This is a genomic window from Micromonospora lutea (assembly GCF_016863535.1).
Lineage (GTDB): Bacteria > Actinomycetota > Actinomycetes > Mycobacteriales > Micromonosporaceae > Micromonospora > Micromonospora lutea.
Window position 1 is genome coordinate 120,210 of record NZ_BOPB01000026.1, and the last position, 19,138, is coordinate 139,347.

Annotated in this window: 14 protein-coding genes; 10 read left to right on the forward strand and 4 right to left on the reverse strand. The window is 72.3% G+C overall.

Features of this window, described 5'->3' with window-relative positions; translation table 11 throughout:
* Positions 1–214 precede the first annotated feature (214 nt).
* From Vlu01_RS21510 to smpB, 5 genes are all read left to right on the forward strand, one after another.
* A complete protein-coding gene (locus tag Vlu01_RS21510) occupies positions 215–658 on the forward strand; it encodes an SCP2 sterol-binding domain-containing protein (protein ID WP_204002456.1) in 444 nt (147 codons plus the stop codon).
* Entirely contained in the window at positions 655–2,700 is a 2,046-nt protein-coding gene (locus Vlu01_RS21515) for an amylo-alpha-1,6-glucosidase (protein WP_204002459.1), read from the forward strand. Before Vlu01_RS21510 ends, Vlu01_RS21515 begins: the two co-directional genes overlap by 4 nt.
* A gap of 52 nt (positions 2,701–2,752) precedes the next feature.
* A complete protein-coding gene (locus Vlu01_RS21520; RefSeq protein WP_204002462.1) occupies positions 2,753–3,259 on the forward strand; it encodes an NUDIX domain-containing protein in 507 nt (168 codons plus the stop codon).
* 127 nt (positions 3,260–3,386) lie between these two features.
* Positions 3,387–5,747, forward strand: coding sequence for a hypothetical protein (locus Vlu01_RS21525; RefSeq protein ID WP_204002465.1), 2,361 nt, complete (start codon positions 3,387–3,389; stop codon positions 5,745–5,747).
* Between the two features lie 46 nt (positions 5,748–5,793).
* Positions 5,794–6,303: an SsrA-binding protein SmpB gene (gene smpB, locus Vlu01_RS21530; protein WP_204002470.1), complete on the forward strand. Its 510-nt coding sequence runs from the start codon at positions 5,794–5,796 to the stop codon at positions 6,301–6,303.
* 82 nt (positions 6,304–6,385) lie between these two features.
* On the opposite strand, the gene Vlu01_RS21535 is transcribed toward smpB, so the two are convergent.
* The 3 genes from Vlu01_RS21535 to Vlu01_RS21545 all read right to left on the reverse strand — a co-directional run bounded on the left by Vlu01_RS21535 (position 6,386) and on the right by Vlu01_RS21545 (position 10,682).
* A complete protein-coding gene (locus tag Vlu01_RS21535) occupies positions 6,386–6,799 on the reverse strand; it encodes a type II toxin-antitoxin system Phd/YefM family antitoxin (RefSeq protein WP_204002471.1) in 414 nt (137 codons plus the stop codon).
* A gap of 41 nt (positions 6,800–6,840) precedes the next feature.
* On the reverse strand, positions 6,841–7,737 hold the full coding sequence (locus tag Vlu01_RS21540) for an MHYT domain-containing protein (RefSeq protein ID WP_204002473.1): 897 nt from the start codon (positions 7,735–7,737) through the stop codon (positions 6,841–6,843).
* A gap of 167 nt (positions 7,738–7,904) precedes the next feature.
* Positions 7,905–10,682 carry a DEAD/DEAH box helicase gene (locus Vlu01_RS21545; protein ID WP_204002475.1) on the reverse strand — a complete coding sequence of 926 codons (2,778 nt, stop codon included), beginning with the start codon at positions 10,680–10,682 and terminating at the stop codon, positions 7,905–7,907.
* Positions 10,683–10,768: 86 nt separating this feature from the next.
* On the opposite strand from Vlu01_RS21545, the gene Vlu01_RS21550 reads away from it, so the two are divergent.
* Positions 10,769–11,521, forward strand: coding sequence for an HAD family hydrolase (locus Vlu01_RS21550; protein WP_239096038.1), 753 nt, complete (start codon positions 10,769–10,771; stop codon positions 11,519–11,521).
* Between the two features lie 131 nt (positions 11,522–11,652).
* Here Vlu01_RS21550 and Vlu01_RS21555 read toward each other — a convergent pair whose 3' ends face one another.
* Entirely contained in the window at positions 11,653–12,585 is a 933-nt protein-coding gene (locus Vlu01_RS21555) for a diacylglycerol kinase (protein ID WP_204002477.1), read from the reverse strand.
* Between the two features lie 242 nt (positions 12,586–12,827).
* Between Vlu01_RS21555 and lanKC the strand changes: the two genes are divergently transcribed.
* The 4 genes from lanKC to Vlu01_RS21575 all read left to right on the forward strand — a co-directional run bounded on the left by lanKC (position 12,828) and on the right by Vlu01_RS21575 (position 19,119).
* Positions 12,828–15,416 (forward strand): class III lanthionine synthetase LanKC, encoded by a 2,589-nt coding sequence (gene lanKC / locus Vlu01_RS21560; protein ID WP_204002481.1) that lies wholly within the window; start codon positions 12,828–12,830, stop codon positions 15,414–15,416.
* 13 nt (positions 15,417–15,429) lie between these two features.
* On the forward strand, positions 15,430–15,549 hold the full coding sequence (locus tag Vlu01_RS21565) for a SapB/AmfS family lanthipeptide (RefSeq protein ID WP_093405935.1): 120 nt from the start codon (positions 15,430–15,432) through the stop codon (positions 15,547–15,549).
* A gap of 73 nt (positions 15,550–15,622) precedes the next feature.
* Complete coding sequence (locus tag Vlu01_RS21570) at positions 15,623–17,350, forward strand: ATP-binding cassette domain-containing protein (protein WP_204002483.1); 1,728 nt, start codon at positions 15,623–15,625, stop codon at positions 17,348–17,350.
* On the forward strand, positions 17,350–19,119 hold the full coding sequence (locus tag Vlu01_RS21575) for an ABC transporter ATP-binding protein (RefSeq protein WP_204002485.1): 1,770 nt from the start codon (positions 17,350–17,352) through the stop codon (positions 19,117–19,119). Before Vlu01_RS21570 ends, Vlu01_RS21575 begins: the two co-directional genes overlap by 1 nt.
* Positions 19,120–19,138 lie beyond the last annotated feature (19 nt).

Genomic DNA, 19,138 nt, shown 5'->3' on the forward strand with positions numbered 1-19,138 from the left:
GCCCTGGAAACCAATGCCGATCTCCACCGCACCAGTCGAACCGGCACCGACGTCTACGAACCAGCACTAGAGCGGACCAAAGCCGTTAAAGTGACCACGGCGGAGGAGTTCGACCGGCGCTTCGCCGCCGGCTCGGGCCAGCCCAGAACCGGCCGCCGGCTCGGGCCAGCCCGGAGCCAGCCCTCGGCCGGGCACGGCCGTAGGAGGTTCCGGCATGTCGGAGGCTGTGCACGCCTTCTTCGACGGTCTGGTCAAGGGTGGGGGGCGGATGCTGCGCCAGGTGTCCGGCACCGTGCGCTTCGACCTGCGCTACCCCGACCGGGTCGACCACTGGACCGTCAGCATCGACCAGGGTCAGATCACCGTGGCGCACGGCGAGGCACCGGACGTCGACACGGTGATCTACACCGATGAGGAGCTTTTCCTGCGGATGGCGTACGGCGAAGTCAAGCCCGTGTCGGCGTGGCTGCGCAACGACTTCACCGCTGACGGCGAGTTCCGTCTCGTGATGCTCCTGGAGCGGCTGTTCGCGCCGCCGCCCAACGCTTACCACCCCCGCGAGGTGGCCGACTGCCGGCACTCCCGGACAGCGGCCGAGTGCCGGAACCCCCCGCGGGCCACGGCGGCGTCCGCGACCGATGACGGGGAACCGCGATGAGAGGGCTGGTCCGCATCCTCGACGGCAACATCTTCGCCCTGAGCGAGGAGAACGGCGACATGGTCTTCAGCCCCGCCAACCCGAGTGGATTCTTCGCCCTCGACACCCGCTTCCTGTCCACCTGGCGGCTGAGCCTTGACGGGCAGCAACTGCATCCGCTGGCCGTGCACGACGCGAGCTACTACAAGATCCGCTTCTTTCTCGTCCCCGGAAATCCGACCCACTACGTCGATGCGAAAGCCTCGGTGATCCGCGACCGGTGGATCTCCGACAGCGCCTTCATCGAGCGCCTGACCCTGCTCAACCACACAAACGAACCCGTCGACTATGTGCTGCGCATCGACGTGGACAGCGACTTCGCTCCGGTCTACAACGTGGTCTGGCCCCACGACTCGACGTTGCGTGGCTACCGGAAGGTGTCGGACGGTGGTCTGCGGCTCGGCTACCGACGGGAGAAGTTCCACCGGGTGACCGACGTGTCGAGCAGCGAGCCGGCCGAGCTGGACGAACGCGGGATGACCTTCCGGATCCAGATCCCCGCGCAGCAGCGGTGGAGCACGACGCTACGAGTGGAAGCGCGGGTGCTACGTCCGGACGGGGCCGACGTACGGGAACGGCTGGGACATCCGCAGGGCAGAGTGGGCGCCCCGCTGGACGACGACCTCAGCCAGTGGCTCGCCGACGCGCCCCGCCTGCGCTGCGACTGGGAGCAGGTGACCACGACGTACCAGCAGGGCCTGGTCGACCTGGCCGGCCTGCGCTTCTCCCCCCTGGCTCTGCCGAACGAGACCATGCTCGCCGCCGGGCTGCCCTGGTCAGCCACCATCATCGGACGCGACAACATCCTCACCTGTTTCCAGACACTTCCGTTCGTCCCCCGGATGGCGGCGACCACGCTGCGTCTGCTCGCCCTGGACCAGGGCACGGTGCTCGACGACTTCCGGGAAGAGGAACCCGGGAAGATGCTCAACGAGTTCCGGTACGGGGAATTGGCCGCTTTCGAACATCGCCCCCAGTCGCCGTACTACGGCGCCGCCGACGTGACACCGCTGTTCGTCGTGCTGCTCGACGAGTACGAACGCTGGACCGGCGACGCCGCGCTGGTGGGGGAACTGGAGGACGCCGCCCGCGCGGCGTTGCACTGGATCGACGAGTACGGCGACCTGCGCGGCGACGGCTATCTCTGGTACCAGCCGCGCAACGACGAGAGCGGGGCACAGAACCACTGCTGGAAGGACAGCCCGGAGGCGATCTGCTACCAGGACGGCCGGGTGCCCGGACTACCGCGCGCCACCTGCGAGTTGCAGGGCTACGCGTACGACGCGAAGCGACGCGGGGCACGGCTGGCCCGCGAGTTCTGGGGCGACCCGGCGTACGCCGACCGGCTCGAACGGCAGGCCGAGGAGCTCAAGCAACGGTTCAACCGGGACTTCTGGATCGACGGCAGCCGGTATTTCGCGTTGGCGCTCGGCCCCGACGGCGACCAGGTGGACGCACTGGCATCGAACATGGGGCACCTGCTGTGGAGCGGCATCGTGGACCCGTCCCGGGCCGCCGCGGTCGCCGACCACCTGCTCGGGCCACGCCTCTTCTCCGGCTGGGGGGTACGGACGCTGGCCACCGGGCAAATCAGCTACAACCCGCTCGGCTACCACGTGGGTACGGTGTGGCCGTTCGACAACTCACTGATCGCCTACGGGCTACGCCGCTACGGCTTCCTCAAGGAGGCGGGGGCCATCGCCGAGGCCGTCTTCAGGGCGTCCCAGCAGTTCACCGGACGGATGCCGGAAGCCTTCGCCGGCTACGAGCGCGAGTTGACCCGCTATCCGGTGCCCTACCCGGCCGCGAACAGCCCCCAGGCCTCCGCGACCGGCGCCACGTTCCTGCTGCTGCGTACCGTTCTCGGGTTGGAGCCGTACGGCGAGCATCTGGTGGTGCGCCCCGCGGTCCCGTCGAGCTTCGGCCGGATCGAGCTGCTGAACATCCCCGGACGCTGGGGTCGCCGGGACGCGATCGGCAGTCCCCGCGCAGCCGCGTCCTGATCGGGTCCGGCGGTGACCACCCGCCGGGCCGGGCGAGGTAACGTGCTGCGGCATGACCGGCGTGGCGTACTCACATTGTTCGTACTGTGGCGCGGTCTACCCGCCGCAGTCCGGCTGGCCCCGGCTCTGCACGACCTGCGGTCAGCAGGTCTGGCGTAACCCGTTGCCGGTGGCGGTGGCGGTGCAGCCGGTGCAGACCGCCACCGGCCTCGGCGTGGTCGTCGTCCGGCGCGACATCGAACCCGCCCGTGGGCTGCTCGCGCTGCCCGGCGGTTTCATCGAGTACGGCGAGCAATGGCAGGACGCGCTGGTCCGCGAGCTGCGCGAGGAGACCGGGCTGCGCGCCGACGCGACCGGGGCGAATCTGATCACGGTCCTCAGCGCGCCGGCCGGCGGCACCATGCTGATCTTCGGGGAGCTGCCGGTACGTCCCGCCGAGGAGCTTCCGCCATCGACGCCGACGGCGGAGGCCACCGAGTGGCTGGTGGTGACCGAGCCGACCGAGCTGGCCTTCTCCACCCACACCCAGGTCCTGGCTGACTTCCTCGCGCGTCACTGAGCCTCGCCCGGCTACCCGCGCGCAGGCGTGCCCAGCCGCTGCGCGGGTAGACGGGCGAGGCCGCACCGGGACGCCGGCGTGCCGGGTCTGCGCCGGGCGGGTCTGTTGACACGTGCCGGGGGTGCCGATGACCAGCGAACCGGAGGCGCCGGACGACGACGTCGTGGAGCTACGGGTGCACGGGGTTTCCGGCGCCAACGCCGAACAGATTCTCGACCGCCCGCACAGTCGCCAGGTGGCCGGGGACCGCAGCGGCGGGTTCTACCGGCCGCGCCCAGGCTATCCGGACACCAAGGGCGCGGCGGGCGTGACGCTGGAGGCGTACCGCTGGAGCGACCTGCCCTCCGGCACCACCATCCGGACCCTGTCGCTGATGTTCCTGCTGCCCTTCATGCTCTGCAACGTCGCGTTCTGGATGAGGCCGACCCGCCGCGACAGCAGCTCCGGTGCGGTACTGAAGGCGATCTGCCGGCTACTCGCCCTCACCCTCACGATGCTGTACGTGCTCGCGGCGATGGGCGTGGCGTTGGACCTGATCGCCTGGCGGTGTATGCCGAACCCGTCCTGTCTGGCCGGACGGCCCTGGCTGTCGTGGATCGGTGACCGCCCCACCGGTCTGACGCTGGCCACCTTCGCACTTCTACCGGCGGCTGCGCTCGGGCTGGTCTGGCGGCTCGCTGCCCGCCCCGGCCGCGACTTCGACGCCTTCCACACCTCCGCCACCGCCTCGGGGGCCCATCAGCTCAGCGCGGTAGCCCAGTGGGACGGCGCACCGACCGTGGGCAGACTGCGCTCACTGCATGTCGCCGCCGGCCTGATGACCCTCAGCATCGGTCTCGTCACGGCCCGGATCAACTCGGGTCCGTCGAACCTCGGCGTGGCCCTGGCCATCGTCACCGGGGCGCTGCTGTTGACCTGCATCGTGATGGTCTGCGTTCACTCGTTGATCGACCTGGTTCCGGTCGACTCGTTCGCGGATCGGTTCGTGCGTGGGCTGCGCACCCTGGCCTGCGTACTGGCCGTGGTGGTGCTGGTGGCGGTCGCGGTCGATCCGACCCCGTGGCGGGTCAGTGAGGGGCTGCCCGGCTACGCGACCGCCGTTGGGCTGACCATCCTCACCCAGACGATCCTGCTGTTCGCGCTCGGCGCCGGCGCGCTGCTCAATCGGAATCAGGTGAGCCGCGGCCACGCCGCGACCGCTGGCGCCGCCCGAGGTGCCGGACCGTCCGACCGCCGTCGCGCCGGTCCCGATCCGACACCCGCCGTCGGCATCGAGCCCGACGAGGTGAGGCGCGGGATCGGCCACGACGGGCTCAACGCGGGGCCGCTGCGAGGGCTCGGTGCGCCCGTGATGGCGGCCGTCGCCACCGGTCTGGCAGTGGCGATCTCCGCGGACCTCGTGTACCGGGTCGCCGACCTGCTCAACCGTCGCGCCAGCGTCGGCAATGACCGGGCGATCAGTCCACCCCTCGGTTACAAATGGGCCGTCTTCGTGTTCCTCGTGGCGGCGGCGACCACCCTGGTGTCAGCCGTCATCATCATCCTGGTCAGCCGTCACGCCCGGATACGCACCGCCCGGGCCACCGTCGCACACGACTACCCCGACGCACCGCCGGCCGCCGGATACCGGCTGCGTCAGATCGAGCGGATGATCGCCCGGGCGAGGTTCACCGAGCGGATCGAGACCATCGCGGTGGTCTACGCCTGTGTCGTCGGGGTGGGCATGCCCAGCAGCCTGCTCGGCATGTTGGAGCTGGCACCGAACACCACGGTGCAGCGGTTGACCGGAATTCCGGCTGCGGCGATCGACTTCGCCATCCAGGTCGGCAGTTTCGTCATCGCGGCCGTCGTACTCGCGCTGCTGGTCGGCGGCATCTTCGCCTACCGTACGTCCGAATTCCGCAGGTACGTCGGCGTGCTGTGGGACCTGGGGACATTCTGGCCACGGGCAGCGCACCCCTTCGCGCCGCCCTGCTACGCCGAGCGCGCGGTCCCGGAGCTGACCCGCCGGATCGTGCACCTCACCGGGCAGGGACACGGGGTGCTGCTCACCGGGCACAGCCACGGCTCCGTGCTGCTCGCCGCCACGATCCTCCAGCTTCCGCCCAACGTGTGCAGCCGGTTGGCCCTGCTGACGTACGGCTCACCGCTGCGCCGGATCTACACGCGGCTGTTCCCGGCCTACGTCAACGAGGCGGTGCTCTGCGAGGTGGGCAACCGGGTCCACTGGCGGTGGATCAACCTGTGGCGGGACACCGACCCGATCGGCGGCTGGGTCTTCTCGCCGCACCGGCCGGGTCGAGCGCCAACCGTGTCCGGGCCCGCAGACGGGGTGGACCGCCGGCTACGCGACCCGGTCGACGTCGTTCCGCCTCCCGGTGACAGCGTCCCGCCTCCGATCGTCGGACACTGGCCCGGCGAATCCGATCCGCGCTTCGCGGTCGCGGTGGCGGAGTTGGCCGGCCGGCTGCGGAACCGGCTGCATTGACCTGAGCGCGGTACGCGCGGCCGAACAGCGCGGCTATCCTTCCCGGATGGGCACCTCCCCCAGCGCCGAGCGGACCCTGATCGCGTCGAACCGCCGAGCCCGCCACGACTACACGGTGCTCAAGACCTACGAGGCCGGCATCGTGCTCGCCGGCACCGAGGTCAAGTCGCTGCGGGCGGGACGTGTCTCGCTGGTGGACGCCTTCGCGCAGGAACGCGACGGGGAGATCATGCTGTACGGCCTGCACATCGCCGAGTACGGCTACGGTAGCTGGACCAACCACGCACCTCGGCGTACCCGCAAACTGCTGCTGCGCCGGGTGGAGATCGCCCGGATCCTCGACCGCGTCCGCGAAGGCGGGATCACCCTGGTGCCGCTGTCGATGTACTTCTCTGGCGGCTGGGCCAAACTCGAACTGGCACTGGCCAAGGGACGCCGGACCTACGACAAACGGCAGGCGCTGGCCGAACGCGACGCGAACCGGGAGATTGCCCGCGAACTGGGCCGCCGGCTCAAGGGGCGCTCGGCACGCGAGGGCCGCTTGGCGCGCGGCTGAGCCGGGTCGTGGCTCAGCCGCACGCCAAGGCTCCGCTCGGGTCGGGTGGCGCGGCGCAGACCCGCACCGGGCCGGGGACGACTCAGCCCGCGAGCAGATGGGCGTGGGCCGCACGCAACCGGGTCAGCGCGGGATCGGTGCCCGGTGGGGAGCGGCGATCCAGCTCGGCCCAGACCTCGGCCAGCGCCGCGGCCACCGTCCGCAGCTCGGCGGCGTGGCGTTGACGGCTCTGCTGCCGCTGGGCGTCGAGCCGTCGGGACCACCCGGCGGTGACCTCGGCCAGGCGCCCGGCATCGGCACGAGCCTCCGCGACGGTGCGAGCGGCCGCCGCTGGCACGATCGCGGCGACCGGCCGAGGATCACCATCGCGGGTGACCACCGTGACCGTGTCGGTCAGTTCCGCCATGGCGACGAGTTGGCTCAGTCGGGTGCGCGCCTCGCGAAGGGGCAGCGAGCGCGCCGGGGCGTTTCGCGGAGTGAGGGCGGGGACAGCCATGAATACATGGTCCGTGCCGGGTACGACACTTTCCGCGACCGTCAGCGCGGCGGATGGTCCCGGCGGGACGGAAACTGGGCGCCGGGGCGGGCCAGCGTCGACCGGGCGCGCAGCCCTACCGGATCGGGGGCGGTGACGTCGGGCGGGCCGCCGGCCGCGGCCGTGGACGGCTCCGTCCGCCGGGCGTCCAGGTACGCCAGCGCGGCCTTGTCCTCGTCGTCGGGTGCGGCGAGCAGCGCGTACACCAGACCGACCACGCCGAAGATCACCAGCAGCACGATCGGGATCAGCAGCGTGCCGACGCCGGCTCCGGTGATCTCGGCCGGTTCCTCGTGCAGGTGCACCGACAGGGCGCTCATCCCGGTGAAGTGCATTCCGTTGACCGCCACGCCCATCACCAGCGCCGACGCGAAGATCGCCATCGGCTTGCGGACGGTCACCGCGAGCCAGAGCGCGACGGAGGCCGCGACCACGGCGATCAACACCGACAACCCCACCCGGAGGTTGTCGTAGAGCAGCCGGCCGTCCAACCGCATCGCCGCCATGCCCGTGTAGTGCATCGCCGCCACCCCGAGGCCGGTGAACAGGCCGCCGCCGAGGATCCGCCCGACCGAGAGCCGACCGGTGCCCACGATCGCCAGCCCGATGCCGACCGCCACCACAGCGATCAGCGCGCTGCCGACCGTGATCGGCACGTCGTACCGGATCCGCGTTCCGTCCACGGCGAAGCCCAACATCGCCATGAAGTGCATCGTCCAGATCGCCGTGCCGCCGAGCGCCCACGCAGCGAGGCTGCCCCACCAGAGCTTCTGCCCCGTGCTGGAGGCGGTGCGGATGCGGCCGGCACAGACCAGGCCGAGAATCGAACCGAGCACCGACAGGGCGTAACTCAACGCCGGTGTGATCCAGCCGTACTCGAAGTGATTGATGTCTGCCACGTGGGCTCCCCCCAGAGCTGCTACCGGCGCGTAGCTCACGCGCCGATGACATGATCCGGGACGCTCTCACCAGGCACAACACGGCCCCCCGAGCACTTCGCGCCGTGCCGCCGCAGTGACACAGCGATGCGTCGGTTGACGACTCGACCGACCGCCGTCGGGCCGGTTCAGGCCGGCGAGTGGTATGCCAGCACGCCCCGGTTGACCGCGGTGATCGCCTGCCGTGCGGTGGCCCGCAACTCGGTCGACGCACCACCGGAGTCGGCCAGTTGGCCGAGCAGGTCCACCACCTGGCGGGCCCACCGGACGAAGTCACCGGCCGGCATCTCACCATCGAGCTCATGTCCGCTGGTCAGCACCTTGGCCAACGCCTCGCCCCGAGCCCAGCGGTAGACCGGCCAGGCGAAGCCGAGATCCGGCTCGCGAGTGACCGCGAGCCCGCGCGACGCCTCGTCAGTCTCGATCTCGCTCCACAGCTTCAGGGTCGCGTCGACCGCATCGGCGACCGCGCCACGCGGCAGCGAGGCCCGTTCGTCGACGTCCCGGCGGGCCTCGAAGACCACCACCGAAACCGCGGCAGCCAGCTCGGCCGGTGACAGGCCGTCCCAGACACCTCGCCGCAGGCACTCCGCCACGAGCAGGTCCGCCTCCGTCCAGATCCGCCCGAGCATTCGACCGGCGTCGGTGACGGCGCCGTCGGCAGCGAGATAACCGCGCGCGGTGAGCAGCGCGACGATCCGATCGAAGGTACGCGCCAACGACCCCGTGCGGCCGGCGACGCGCTCGCGCAGTTCCTCGGTGTCCCGCTCCAGCCGCCGGCGGCGCTCGGCCCAGCGAGCGTGCTCCTCCCGCTCCGGGCAGGCGTGGCAGGGGTGCCGACGCAGCTCGGTACGGAGCTGGCTGAGCTGCTGGTCCTCCCCCGACCGCCCGCCTCGGGACCCCCGGCGGGAGTGCCGGTCCAGGCCGGTGCCGCTGACCTGAGCCGCCAGGTCACGGCGGGCGGCCGGATTGCGATGGTTGAAGTGCTTGGGCACCCGGATGCGGGCCAGCACCTCGGCCGGCGTGGTGAAGTCGCCGGGGCTGATCCGGCCGGCCCAGCGGTCCTGGGTGAGCACCAGCGGACGGGGCTCGCTGAACCCTCCGGCCGCCGGGTCGAGCACCACGGCCAGCCCGGCCCGACGTCCGGACGGCACCCGGATCACGTCGCCCACCCGTAGCCGCTCCAGGGCCGTCACCGCTGCCGCCCGACGCTGGCTCTGCCCCTGCCTGGCGATGGCCCGCTCCCGGTCGGCGATGGCGACCCGCAGGGCGAAGTACTCGTCGAAGTCACCGTGGTGGCATTCCGCCTCGACGCCGTACGCCTCGATGGTCTCGGTGTTGCGCTGCACCTGCCGCGCCAGGCCGACCACCGAGCGGTCCGCCTGGAACTGGGCGAACGACGACTCCAGCAGCACCCGGGCCGGCTCCGCGCCGACGCTGCCGACGAGGTTCACCGCCATGTTGTACGACGGTCGGAAGCTGGACCGCAGCGGATACGTCCGGGTGGAGGCCAGACCCGCCACGTGCCGGGGATCGGTCTCCGGGGACCAAACCACCACGGCGTGCCCCTCCACGTCGATGCCCCGACGCCCGGCCCGCCCGGTGAGCTGGGTGTACTCCCCCGGGGTCAGGTCGACGTGCGCCTCGCCGTTGTACTTCACCAGGCGTTCCAGCACCACGCACCGGGCCGGCATGTTGATGCCCAGCGCGAGGGTCTCGGTGGCGAAGACCGCCTTGACCAGACCTCGGACGAACAGTTCCTCCACCACCTCCTTGAACGCCGGCAGCATCCCGGCGTGGTGGGCGGCCAGCCCGCGCTCCAGGCCGTCGAGCCACTCCCAGTAGCCGAGCACCGACAGGTCCTCGCCGGGGATCGCCGTCACCCGGGACTCCACCACCCGGCGGATCTCCGCCCGCTCCTCGGGTGAGGTGAGCCGCAGCCCGGCGGCGAGGCACTGCTGCACCGCCGCGTCGCAGCCGGCCCGGCTGAAGATGAACAGGATCGCCGGCAGCAGCCCCTCGCGGTCCAGCCGGTCGACGATGTCGGGGCGCATCGGCCCGCGCCAGCGCGGACCACGCCGCCCACCCCAGCCGGCGGCGCGGCCCTCACCGAGGTCGAGCCGGCGCAACGTGTCCCGCGTGTAGCGCAGCAACTCCGGGTGCACGTCGTGTTTGCGCGCGGCGGCGGCATCGTGGAACAGGTCGAACATCCGCTTGCCGACCAGCATGTGCTGCCACAACGGCACCGGCCGGTGCTCGCTGACCACCACCGTGGTCTCGCCCCGAACTGTGATCAACCAGTCGGCGAACTCCTCGGCGTTGGACACCGTCGCCGACAGCGACACCAGGGTCACCGAGGCGGGCAGGTGGATGATGACCTCCTCCCAGACCCCGCCACGGAACCGGTCGGCCAGGTAGTGGACCTCGTCCATCACCACGTACGCCAGGCCTTCGAGGGTGGCCGAGCCGGCGTAGAGCATGTTGCGCAGCACCTCGGTGGTCATCACCACCACCGGAGCGTCGCCGTTGATGGCGTTGTCGCCGGTGAGCAGGCCCACCTGCTCGGCACCGTACCGGTCGACCAGGTCGTGGTACTTCTGGTTCGACAGCGCCTTGATCGGCGTGGTGTAGAAGCACTTGCGCCGGGGGCCGTCGGCCGGTTCCGGCCGCCCGGGCGCACCCCGCAACGCGAGGTGTACGGCGAACTCGCCGACCACCGTCTTGCCGGCCCCGGTCGGCGCGCAGACCAGCACACCGCTGCCCCGCTCCAGGGCCTGACACGCTTCCCGTTGGAAGTCGTCGAGGTCGAACCCCAGGTCAGAAGTGAACTCTTCCAGCGCCGGAAACTGTGAGGCCTGGGCGGCCCGGCGGCGCGCCGCGGCGTACCGCTCGGCGGGGCTCGACATGTCCCCAAGATTAGTGCGTGTCCCTGACGAGCACCCGGCAAGGCCGAGCGTCGGGGTGGTCGGGGTGGGTCGGTAGGGTGCACGACGTGCCGGATCATGCCGAACCGACCAATCCCGTACCCGACGTCACTCGGGACCCGTCCCGTCGGCAGGTGCGGGCAGTGCTGTTCGACTTCCACGGCACGCTGGCCCAGGTGGAGGAGCCCAGTCAGTGGGTGCTGGCCGCCGCGGCGGCGTGCGGCGTGGAACTGGACCGGGCCCGCGCGACGGCCCTGGCCGATCGGCTGCTCACCGCCGGCCGCGCCGGCGGGCCGCTGCCCGCCCGGGTGCCGCCCCACCTGGCCGAGCTGTGGGCCGACCGGGATCTCTACGAGCACGCCCACCGGGGCGCCTACACCGGGTTGGCCGACACGGTCGACGCCGGCATCGACGGCTTCGCCGAGGCGCTGTACGAGCGGATACTGACGCCGCAGGGGTGGGTGCCCTACCCCGACACCGCGCCGACCCTCGCCGCGCTACGGGCCGCCGGCGTACGGGTGGCGGTGGTCAGCAACATCGGCTTCGACATCCGACCACTCTTCGACACCTGGGGACTGGCCGACCTGGTCGACGCCCACGTGCTGTCGTACGAGGTGGGCCGGTGCAAGCCCGACCCGGCGATCTTCTGGCGGGCCTGCGGCATGCTCGGCGTCGACCCCGAGGAGTCCCTCATGGTCGGCGACACCCCCGCCGACGCCGGTGCCGTCGCCGCCGGCTGTGCCGCGCTGATCCTTCCCGCCGCCAACCCCGGCCACCCCAACGCCCTAGGCTCCGTCCTAGACCTCCTCCCCACCCCCTAACCCCTAACCCCCCACCCCCACCCCCTGACCCCCGCGATCATGCAGTTGTGGCACCCGCCTCACCCGGATATGCCGCTTTTGTTCGGTACCACAACTGCATGATCGACGAGATGTGGGGGTTGGGGTGGGGGTCAGCGGAGGAGGTGGAGGGCTTGGGGGACGGCGGTGATTGTGAGGGGGAGGGTTAGGGAGCGCTCGCCGTCGGCGTAGGTGGTGATGCCCTGCGCGGCGAGGGTGACGGTGCGGGCCCGGTAGGTCCGCACGAGCGGGTGGGCGACGTGGGTGCCGGCATAGATGCGCGGCTTGACCCGGATCAACGTACGCCGGTCGAACCGGCCGCCGACCACCACGTCGAGCAGGCCGTCGGTCGGGTCCGCGTCAGGGCAGATCCGCATGCCGCCGCCGTAGCTGGGCCCGTTGCCGACGGCCACCAGCACCGAGTCGACCTCGACCCGCTCACCGTCGAGAGTGAGGGTGTACCGGCGCGGGCGCAGCCGGGCCAGTTCCACCAGGATGGCCAGGTCGTAGCGACGGGGACCGCGCGGCCAACGCATCCGGTTGGCCCGCTCGTTGACGATCGCGTCGAAACCGGCCGCGAGCACCGCGCCGTACCAACGGACGGTGCCGTCCGCCCCGGTCATCCGGGCCAGGTCCACCGGCCGGGTGCGCCCCTCGCGTAGCGCTGTCGCGATGACGTCGACCGCCGCTCGCGGGTCGGCCGGGAAGCCGGTCTCCACCGCGAAGTCGTTGCCGGTGCCCGCCGGGACCGGCCCGAACGGCACCGAGGTACCGGCGACTGCCTGCATGGCCCGGTGCACCGTGCCGTCGCCCCCCACCGCGACCAGCGCGCCGGCCCCCTCGGCCACAGCGGCACGGCAGGCCGCCTCGGCCCCCGTCGCACTGTCGGCCCGCAACAGCCGCACCGGCCGGCCCGCCGCAGCGAGCCCGTCCAGCAGATGCGGCAGCCGTCCTCGGTGCCGGCCACGCCCGGCGGTCGGGTTGGCCAGCACGGCGACGGGCCCGACGGGCGCCGAAGGGTGATCGTCTGAGGTCACGGCGAGCACCGTACTGCCTGGACCGGCGCAAACGCGAGCATGCCGCCCCGTCGCCCGACGCCGCCGCACGTGCTGTCGACGCGACCGGGAACAGCGCCACGGCCTGCGCCGCAACTGTCATTTGTCATGACCGGTCGTGCGGCACGCATTCATCTCCATGACCGAAAGCACTGGAGACGCCATAGGCCGAACGGACAGACTCGAATCCATCAACAGGACCACACCGGCGGACGGATGGGAGGGGAGACACAGTGGACGAGCGCTACGACAGCTACTGCGCCGCCGACCCGCTGTTCTACGACTCCCTCGGCAGCGCCGTCGCGCAGCCCACCTTCGCCGCGGCGCGCCGGCCGCTGCCACCGGGCTGGCGGCGGGAACCACTCGACGACTGGCTCATCCAGGCCCCGGACGGCGAACGCCTGCCGCAGCAGGGCTGGAAGGTGCACGTGTCGGCCACGATCGCCAACGCCGAGCGGGTTCTGGACATCATCTGGGACTACTGCGTCCCCCGGGGCCTGTCCTTCAAGTTCCTGCGCGGCCCCCGTACCCTGCTGCTGCGCAACTCCAAGTACGCCACCCGCGCGGCCAGCGGCAAGTTCGTGACCGTCTACCCCCGCGACGACGCCGAACTCGAACTGGTCTGCAAGGAACTCGACGAGCTGCTCACCGGCCAGGCCGGCCCGTACATCCTCAGTGACCTGCGGTACGCCGCCGGACCGGTGTACGTCCGCTACGGTGGCTTCGCCGCCCGGTACTGCCACTCGCCGGACGGCCAGGTGGTCCCGGCCATCGAGGACGCCGACGGAACCCTGGTGCCCGACCGCCGCGACCCGGTCTTCCACGTGCCGTCCTGGGTGACGCTGCCCGAGTTCCTCACTCCGCACCTGGCCGCTCGCAACGCGACCAGCACGGACGAGGTGCCGTACCGGATCGACAAGGTCATCCACTTCTCCAACGGCGGCGGCCTGTACGTCGGGCGCGACCTGCGTACCGACACGCAGCTGGTGTTGAAGGAGGCCCGCCCGCACGCCGGCCTGGACGCCGACGGCACCGACGCGGTCACCCGGCTCGCCCGGGAGGCAGCCGTGCTGCGCCAGCTCGCCGACCTGCCGCAGGTGCCCCGGGTGCACGACGAGTTCACCCTCGGCGACCACCGGTTCCTCGCCCTGGAGTTCATCGAGGGCCGCCCGCTGAACAAGGTCCTGGTCGACCGCTACCCGCTGATCGACGCCGACGCCACCGACGACGACCGCGCCGCCTACGCGAGCTGGGCACTGGACGTGCACCGCCAGGTCGAGGAGATCGTCCGGGCGATCCACGATCGCGGTCTGGTCTACGGCGACCTGCACCTGTTCAACATCATGATCCGTCCGGACGACCGGGTCGCGCTCGTCGACTTCGAGGTGGCCGCCCCGGTCGACGGGCACCGCCGCCCAGGCCTGCGCAACCAGGGCTTCGCCGCACCCCGGGGACGGACCGGCGTGGCGGTCGACCACTACGCCCTGGCGTGCCTACGGCTGGCCCTGTTCCTGCCGCTGACCCAGCTGGTCCGGCTCGTTCCGGCGAAGGCGGCACACCTGGCCGAGATCATCGCCGACACCTTCCCGGTGCGGAGGGAATTCCTCGACGCGGCGGTAGCGGAGATCACCGCCCCGGAGTCGCACTCCGATGAGCGCGTCCCACCCACCGCTGACGTGCCACCCGTCGACCGGGAGCGGCTCGCTCGCGCCGTCCTCGCCAGCGCCACACCTGAGCGCTCCGACCGGTTGTTCCCCGGCGACATCGAACAGTTCCGCAGCGGCGGGCTCAACCTCGCCCACGGCGCCGCCGGCGTGCTGTACGCGTTGCACCAGGGCGGTGCCGGCCGGTGGCCGGAACACGAGCAGTGGCTGGTCCGCCAGGCCACCTCACCCCCGTCGGGCACCCGCTGCGGCTTCTACGACGGCCTGCACGGCGTCGCGTACGCCCTGGAGGTGCTCGGTCGCCGGCAGGACGCTCTCGACGTGCTCGACATCTGCCTACGCGAGTCGACAGCCGGGCTGGATCACAGCTTGGCCGGTGGACTGGCCGGAATCGCCCTCAACCTGGCCGAACTCGGTGGACGTACCGGCGAACCGGCGCTGCGGGAGGCGGCCTGGCGGGTCACCGGGCAGTTGGTGGATCGACTCGCCGACGACCCCGGCGGCGACCTCAGCGGCGGACGGCACCCGTACGCCGGGCTGCTGCGCGGCCGGACCGGAGCGGCGTTGCTGCTGGTGCGCCTGTACGAGCTCAGCGGCGACCCGGTGCTGCTCGACCACGCCGCCACCGCGCTGCGGCAGGACCTGCGCCGCTGCGTCGTACGCCCCGACGGCGCGCTGGAGGTCAACGAAGGCTGGCGGACCATGCCCTACCTGGGGCAGGGCAGCGTCGGCATCGGACTCGTCCTCGACCAGTACCTGCGCCACCGCGACGACGAGCAGTTCGCCGAGGCCAGCGCCGGGGTGCGTCGCGCCGCCCGATCACCGTTCTACGCGCAGTCCGGCCTCTTCGCCGGGCGGGCCGGCATCATCGTCTACCTCGCCGCCCAACCCGACGACCCGCAGCTGCGACCCGAGCTGGAGCGGCAGATCCGGCGGCTTGACTGGCACGCCCTGCCGTACCAGGACGGCACCGCCTTCCCCGGCGAGCAGCTGCTGCGGCTGTCCATGGACCTCGCCACCGGCACCGCAGGGGTACTGCTGGCCCTGGCCACCGCCCGACCCGACCGGCCGGCGACCCTGCCCTTCCTCGCGCCCCTCACCGGCGCACCAGACTCCCCCGCGACGGCGGGGGCGACAACTGACCCCGACGCCCGATAGGAGGTGACACGACATGGCGCTCCTCGACCTTCAGGGACTGGAGGCGGCTCCGGCCGACCGTACCGGCGGTGGTAGCCGGGCGAGCCTGCTGCTCTGCGGCGACAGCTCGCTCTCCGTCACGACCTGCAACTGATCGGATCGCACCACCCGTGGCCCTGGACGGTGACCTGACCGTCCAGGGCCACGCCGTACGACCGGGAGGACCGATGCGAACGCTGGCCGGCGAGGACCGCCTGCTGTTCCAGGTGGTCCGCGACGGTGGCGGCTGGACCGCCACGCTGGTGGTGGTGGCGCTGGCCGGCGCAGCCGCCGAGCTGGCCCTGCCCGCGGTGCTGGGGCTGGCGGTGGACGCCGCCGTCGGCGGCGACGCCTCCCCTCGCTGGCCCGTGGTCGCCTGCGGTCTCGTCGTCACCCTGCTGGTCACCGACATACTCGGCGACCTCGCCGGCGGGTACGGAGCCGCCCGGGCCACCGCCCGGCTGCGCCGACGGCTGCTGCGGCACCTGTTCGCGTTGGACGTGCGGGCCGTCCGCCGCTACCCGGTCGGTGATCTCGTCGGCCGGCTCGCCGGGCAGGCCGCCGACGCAGGGCAGGCCGGCACCGCCGTGGCGCTGGGCGGGATCGCCGTGCTGCCCCCGCTGGGCAGCGTCGTGGCGCTGATGCTGCTGGAGCCCGTCCTCGGGCTCACCCTGCTCGCCGGTCTGGCCGTGTTGACCGTCCTCATGGCCACCTTCGTCACCGATGCCTCGGCGGCCGTCACCGGGTACCAGCGGGTGCTCGGCACGATCGCCGGCCGACTACAGGAGGCACTCGGCGGTTCCCGCACCATCGCCGCAGCCGGCACCATCGACGTGGAACGCGACCGGGTGCTGGCGGCGCTGCCGCAGCTGCAGAGTCACGGCCGGCTCGGCTGGCGGCTGTTGGCCCGAGCGAACGCCCGGGTCGCGGCCGTGGCGCCGCTGCTACAGGTCGCTGTCGTCGCCGTCGGCGGGTACGCGTTGACCGTCGGCTGGCTCACCCCCGGGCAACTGGTCGCCGCCGTCCAGTACGCCGCGCTCGGCGCCGGGCTGGGCGCGGTACTGGCCACCCTCAACCGGCTGGTCCGCAGCCGCGCCTCGGCCCGCAGGATCGCCGAGCCGCTGGCGTGCCCGGCGCACCCCGACGGCGACGAACCACTGCCGCCCGGCGACGGTCACCTGCGGTTGCGGGGAGTCGGTGTCCGCGCCGACGACGACCGGCCGGTCCTGGACGCCATCGACCTGGACATTCCCGCCGGGGCCACGGTCGCCGTCGTCGGGCGTTCCGGCGCCGGAAAGTCCGCCCTCGCCGCCGTCGCCGGCCGACTGTACGACCCGGACACCGGTGAGGTGCGGCTGGACGGGGTGCCGCTGACCCGCGTCGACCGGACCGCGCTGCGTCAGGCGGTGGGCCACGCCTTCGACCGTCCGGTGCTGGTCGGCGAGACCGTGCACGAGGCGATCGGCCTCGGCCTACCCGAACGGTCGGCCCGGCCACCGTCTACCGGCGCGCCCGCCACCCCCGCCGTACTGACGGCGGCCCGGGCCGCGCAGGTCGACGCGGTCATCGAGCGGCTCCCCGACGGATTCCGCACCCCGACCGTGGACGCGCCGCTGTCCGGAGGTGAGATACAACGGCTCGGACTGGCGCGGGCGTTGCACGCCGAACGGCTGCTGATCCTCGACGACGCGACCTCCAACCTGGACACCGCCACCGAACACCGGATCGCCCGCGCGCTGACCAACCCGGATGCGGGGCGTACCCGTCTGGTGGTCACCCACCGGGTGGCGACGGCGGCCGCCGCCGACCTGGTCGCCTGGCTCGACGGCGGCCGGCTGCGCGCCCTGGCGCCGCACCGGCGGCTCTGGGCGGACCCGAACTACCGGGCAGTGTTCGCCGCCGACGGTGTCCCCTGATGAGCGGCTCCGACATCGGCCGGACGACCTGGCGGGCGCTGACAGCCCGTCGCGGGGACGTCGGTCGGCTCGCCGCCTGGTCGTTGGTCGAGTCCCTGCCAGCGTTGCTCGCCGGGCTGCTGGTCGCCCGCGCAGTCGACCAGGGCTTCCTGGCCGGCCGGTTCTCCGTCGGTCTGACCTGGCTGGGCGGGCTCGCCGTGGCTGTCCTGATCGGCGCGACCGCCACCGGGCGGGTGTACCGCAGCCTGGGTGCCGTGGTGGAGCCGTTCCGCGACCACCTGGCCCGCCTCGTGGTCGACGGCGCGCTGCACGACGCCACCCGGGCCGGCGCGCATCCGGACAGCGCCCCGGTGGCCCGCCTGACCCACCACGTGGAGATCGTCCGGGACACCTTCGGCGGCCTGGTCATGGTGGTGCGCGGTTTCCTGTTCACCGCCGGAGCGGCCCTGCTCGGCCTGCTGGCACTGGATCCGATGGTCGCCGCGCTGGTGGCGACTCCGTTGCTCGCGGGACTGGTGGTCTTCGCCGCCGCGTTACCGGCGATGCTGGCGCACCAGCGGGCCCAGGTGACCGCCGGCGAGGCGCTCGGCCGGTCGGCAGCGACCGCGCTCGCCGGTCACCGCGACGTGCGCGCCTGCGGCGCCGAGGAGCGCACGGTGGCCGAGGTCGACCGGAGGGTCAGCGACCACGCCGAAGCCGAGCGGACGCTGGCCCGGATGTCCGCGCTGCGCAGCCTCAGCCTCGGGCTGGGCGGCTGGCTGCCGGTGCTGGTCCTGCTGCTCGGCGCGCCCTGGCTGGTGCGGCGCGGGCTGAGCACCGGCGCTGTGCTCGGCGCGCTCGTCTACGTCACCACCAGCCTGCAGCCGGCACTGCACGCCCTGGTGCAGGGCCTCGGTGGCGGAGGGCTGCGCTACGCCGTCACCCTGGACCGGATCCTGCGTACCGGCCGCACCCCGACGCACGGCGACCCGCCAGCCGACCCGACGCCGGGCGTGCCCGACCCTGCGCCGCCAGCGGTCCGGCTGGCGGGCCTGACCTTCCGGTACGGCCCACGTGCCCGACCGGTCCTGCATGACTTCTCGATGACGCTGCCCGAGGGGGAACACCTCGCGGTGGTGGGGCCCAGCGGCACCGGAAAGTCCACCCTGGCCGCGTTGGTCGCCGGAATGGTCGTGCCGGAACGCGGCACGGTCCACCTCGCCGGGCGGCCGGTGGCCACGGTCGCGCCCACCGGCCTGGCCGGGCTGCGGGTGCTCGTGCCGCAGGAGGCGTACGTGTTCAGTGGCTCCCTGGCCGACAACCTTCGCTACCTGCGCCCGGACGCCGACGACGCGACCATCGAGACCGCGCTGGCCACACTGGGCGCTGACGATCTCGCCCGGCGGCTGGGCGGCCTCGCCGCCACGATCGACCCCGCCACGCTCTCCGCCGGCGAGCGACAACTGATCGCCGCGGTGCGCGCCTACCTGGCCCCCGCACCACTGGTCATCTTGGACGAGGCCACCTGTCATCTGGATCCGACGCGGGAGGCGACGGTCGAGTGGGCGTTCGCGCGACGACCAGGCACCCTGATCGTCATCGCCCATCGGATCAGCTCCGCCGTCCGGGCCCGACGGGTGCTGGTGTTCGACGAGGACGGACCACTGCTGGGCAGCCATCACGACCTGCTCTCCCACTCGTCCGCCTACCGCGACCTGGTCGGGCACTGGGACGGTGTCGCGGCGACGCCCGGTGGCGCCGCCGCCGCGGTCACGTCCCGTCTCGGCTGACCCCGGTTCCGAACCAGGG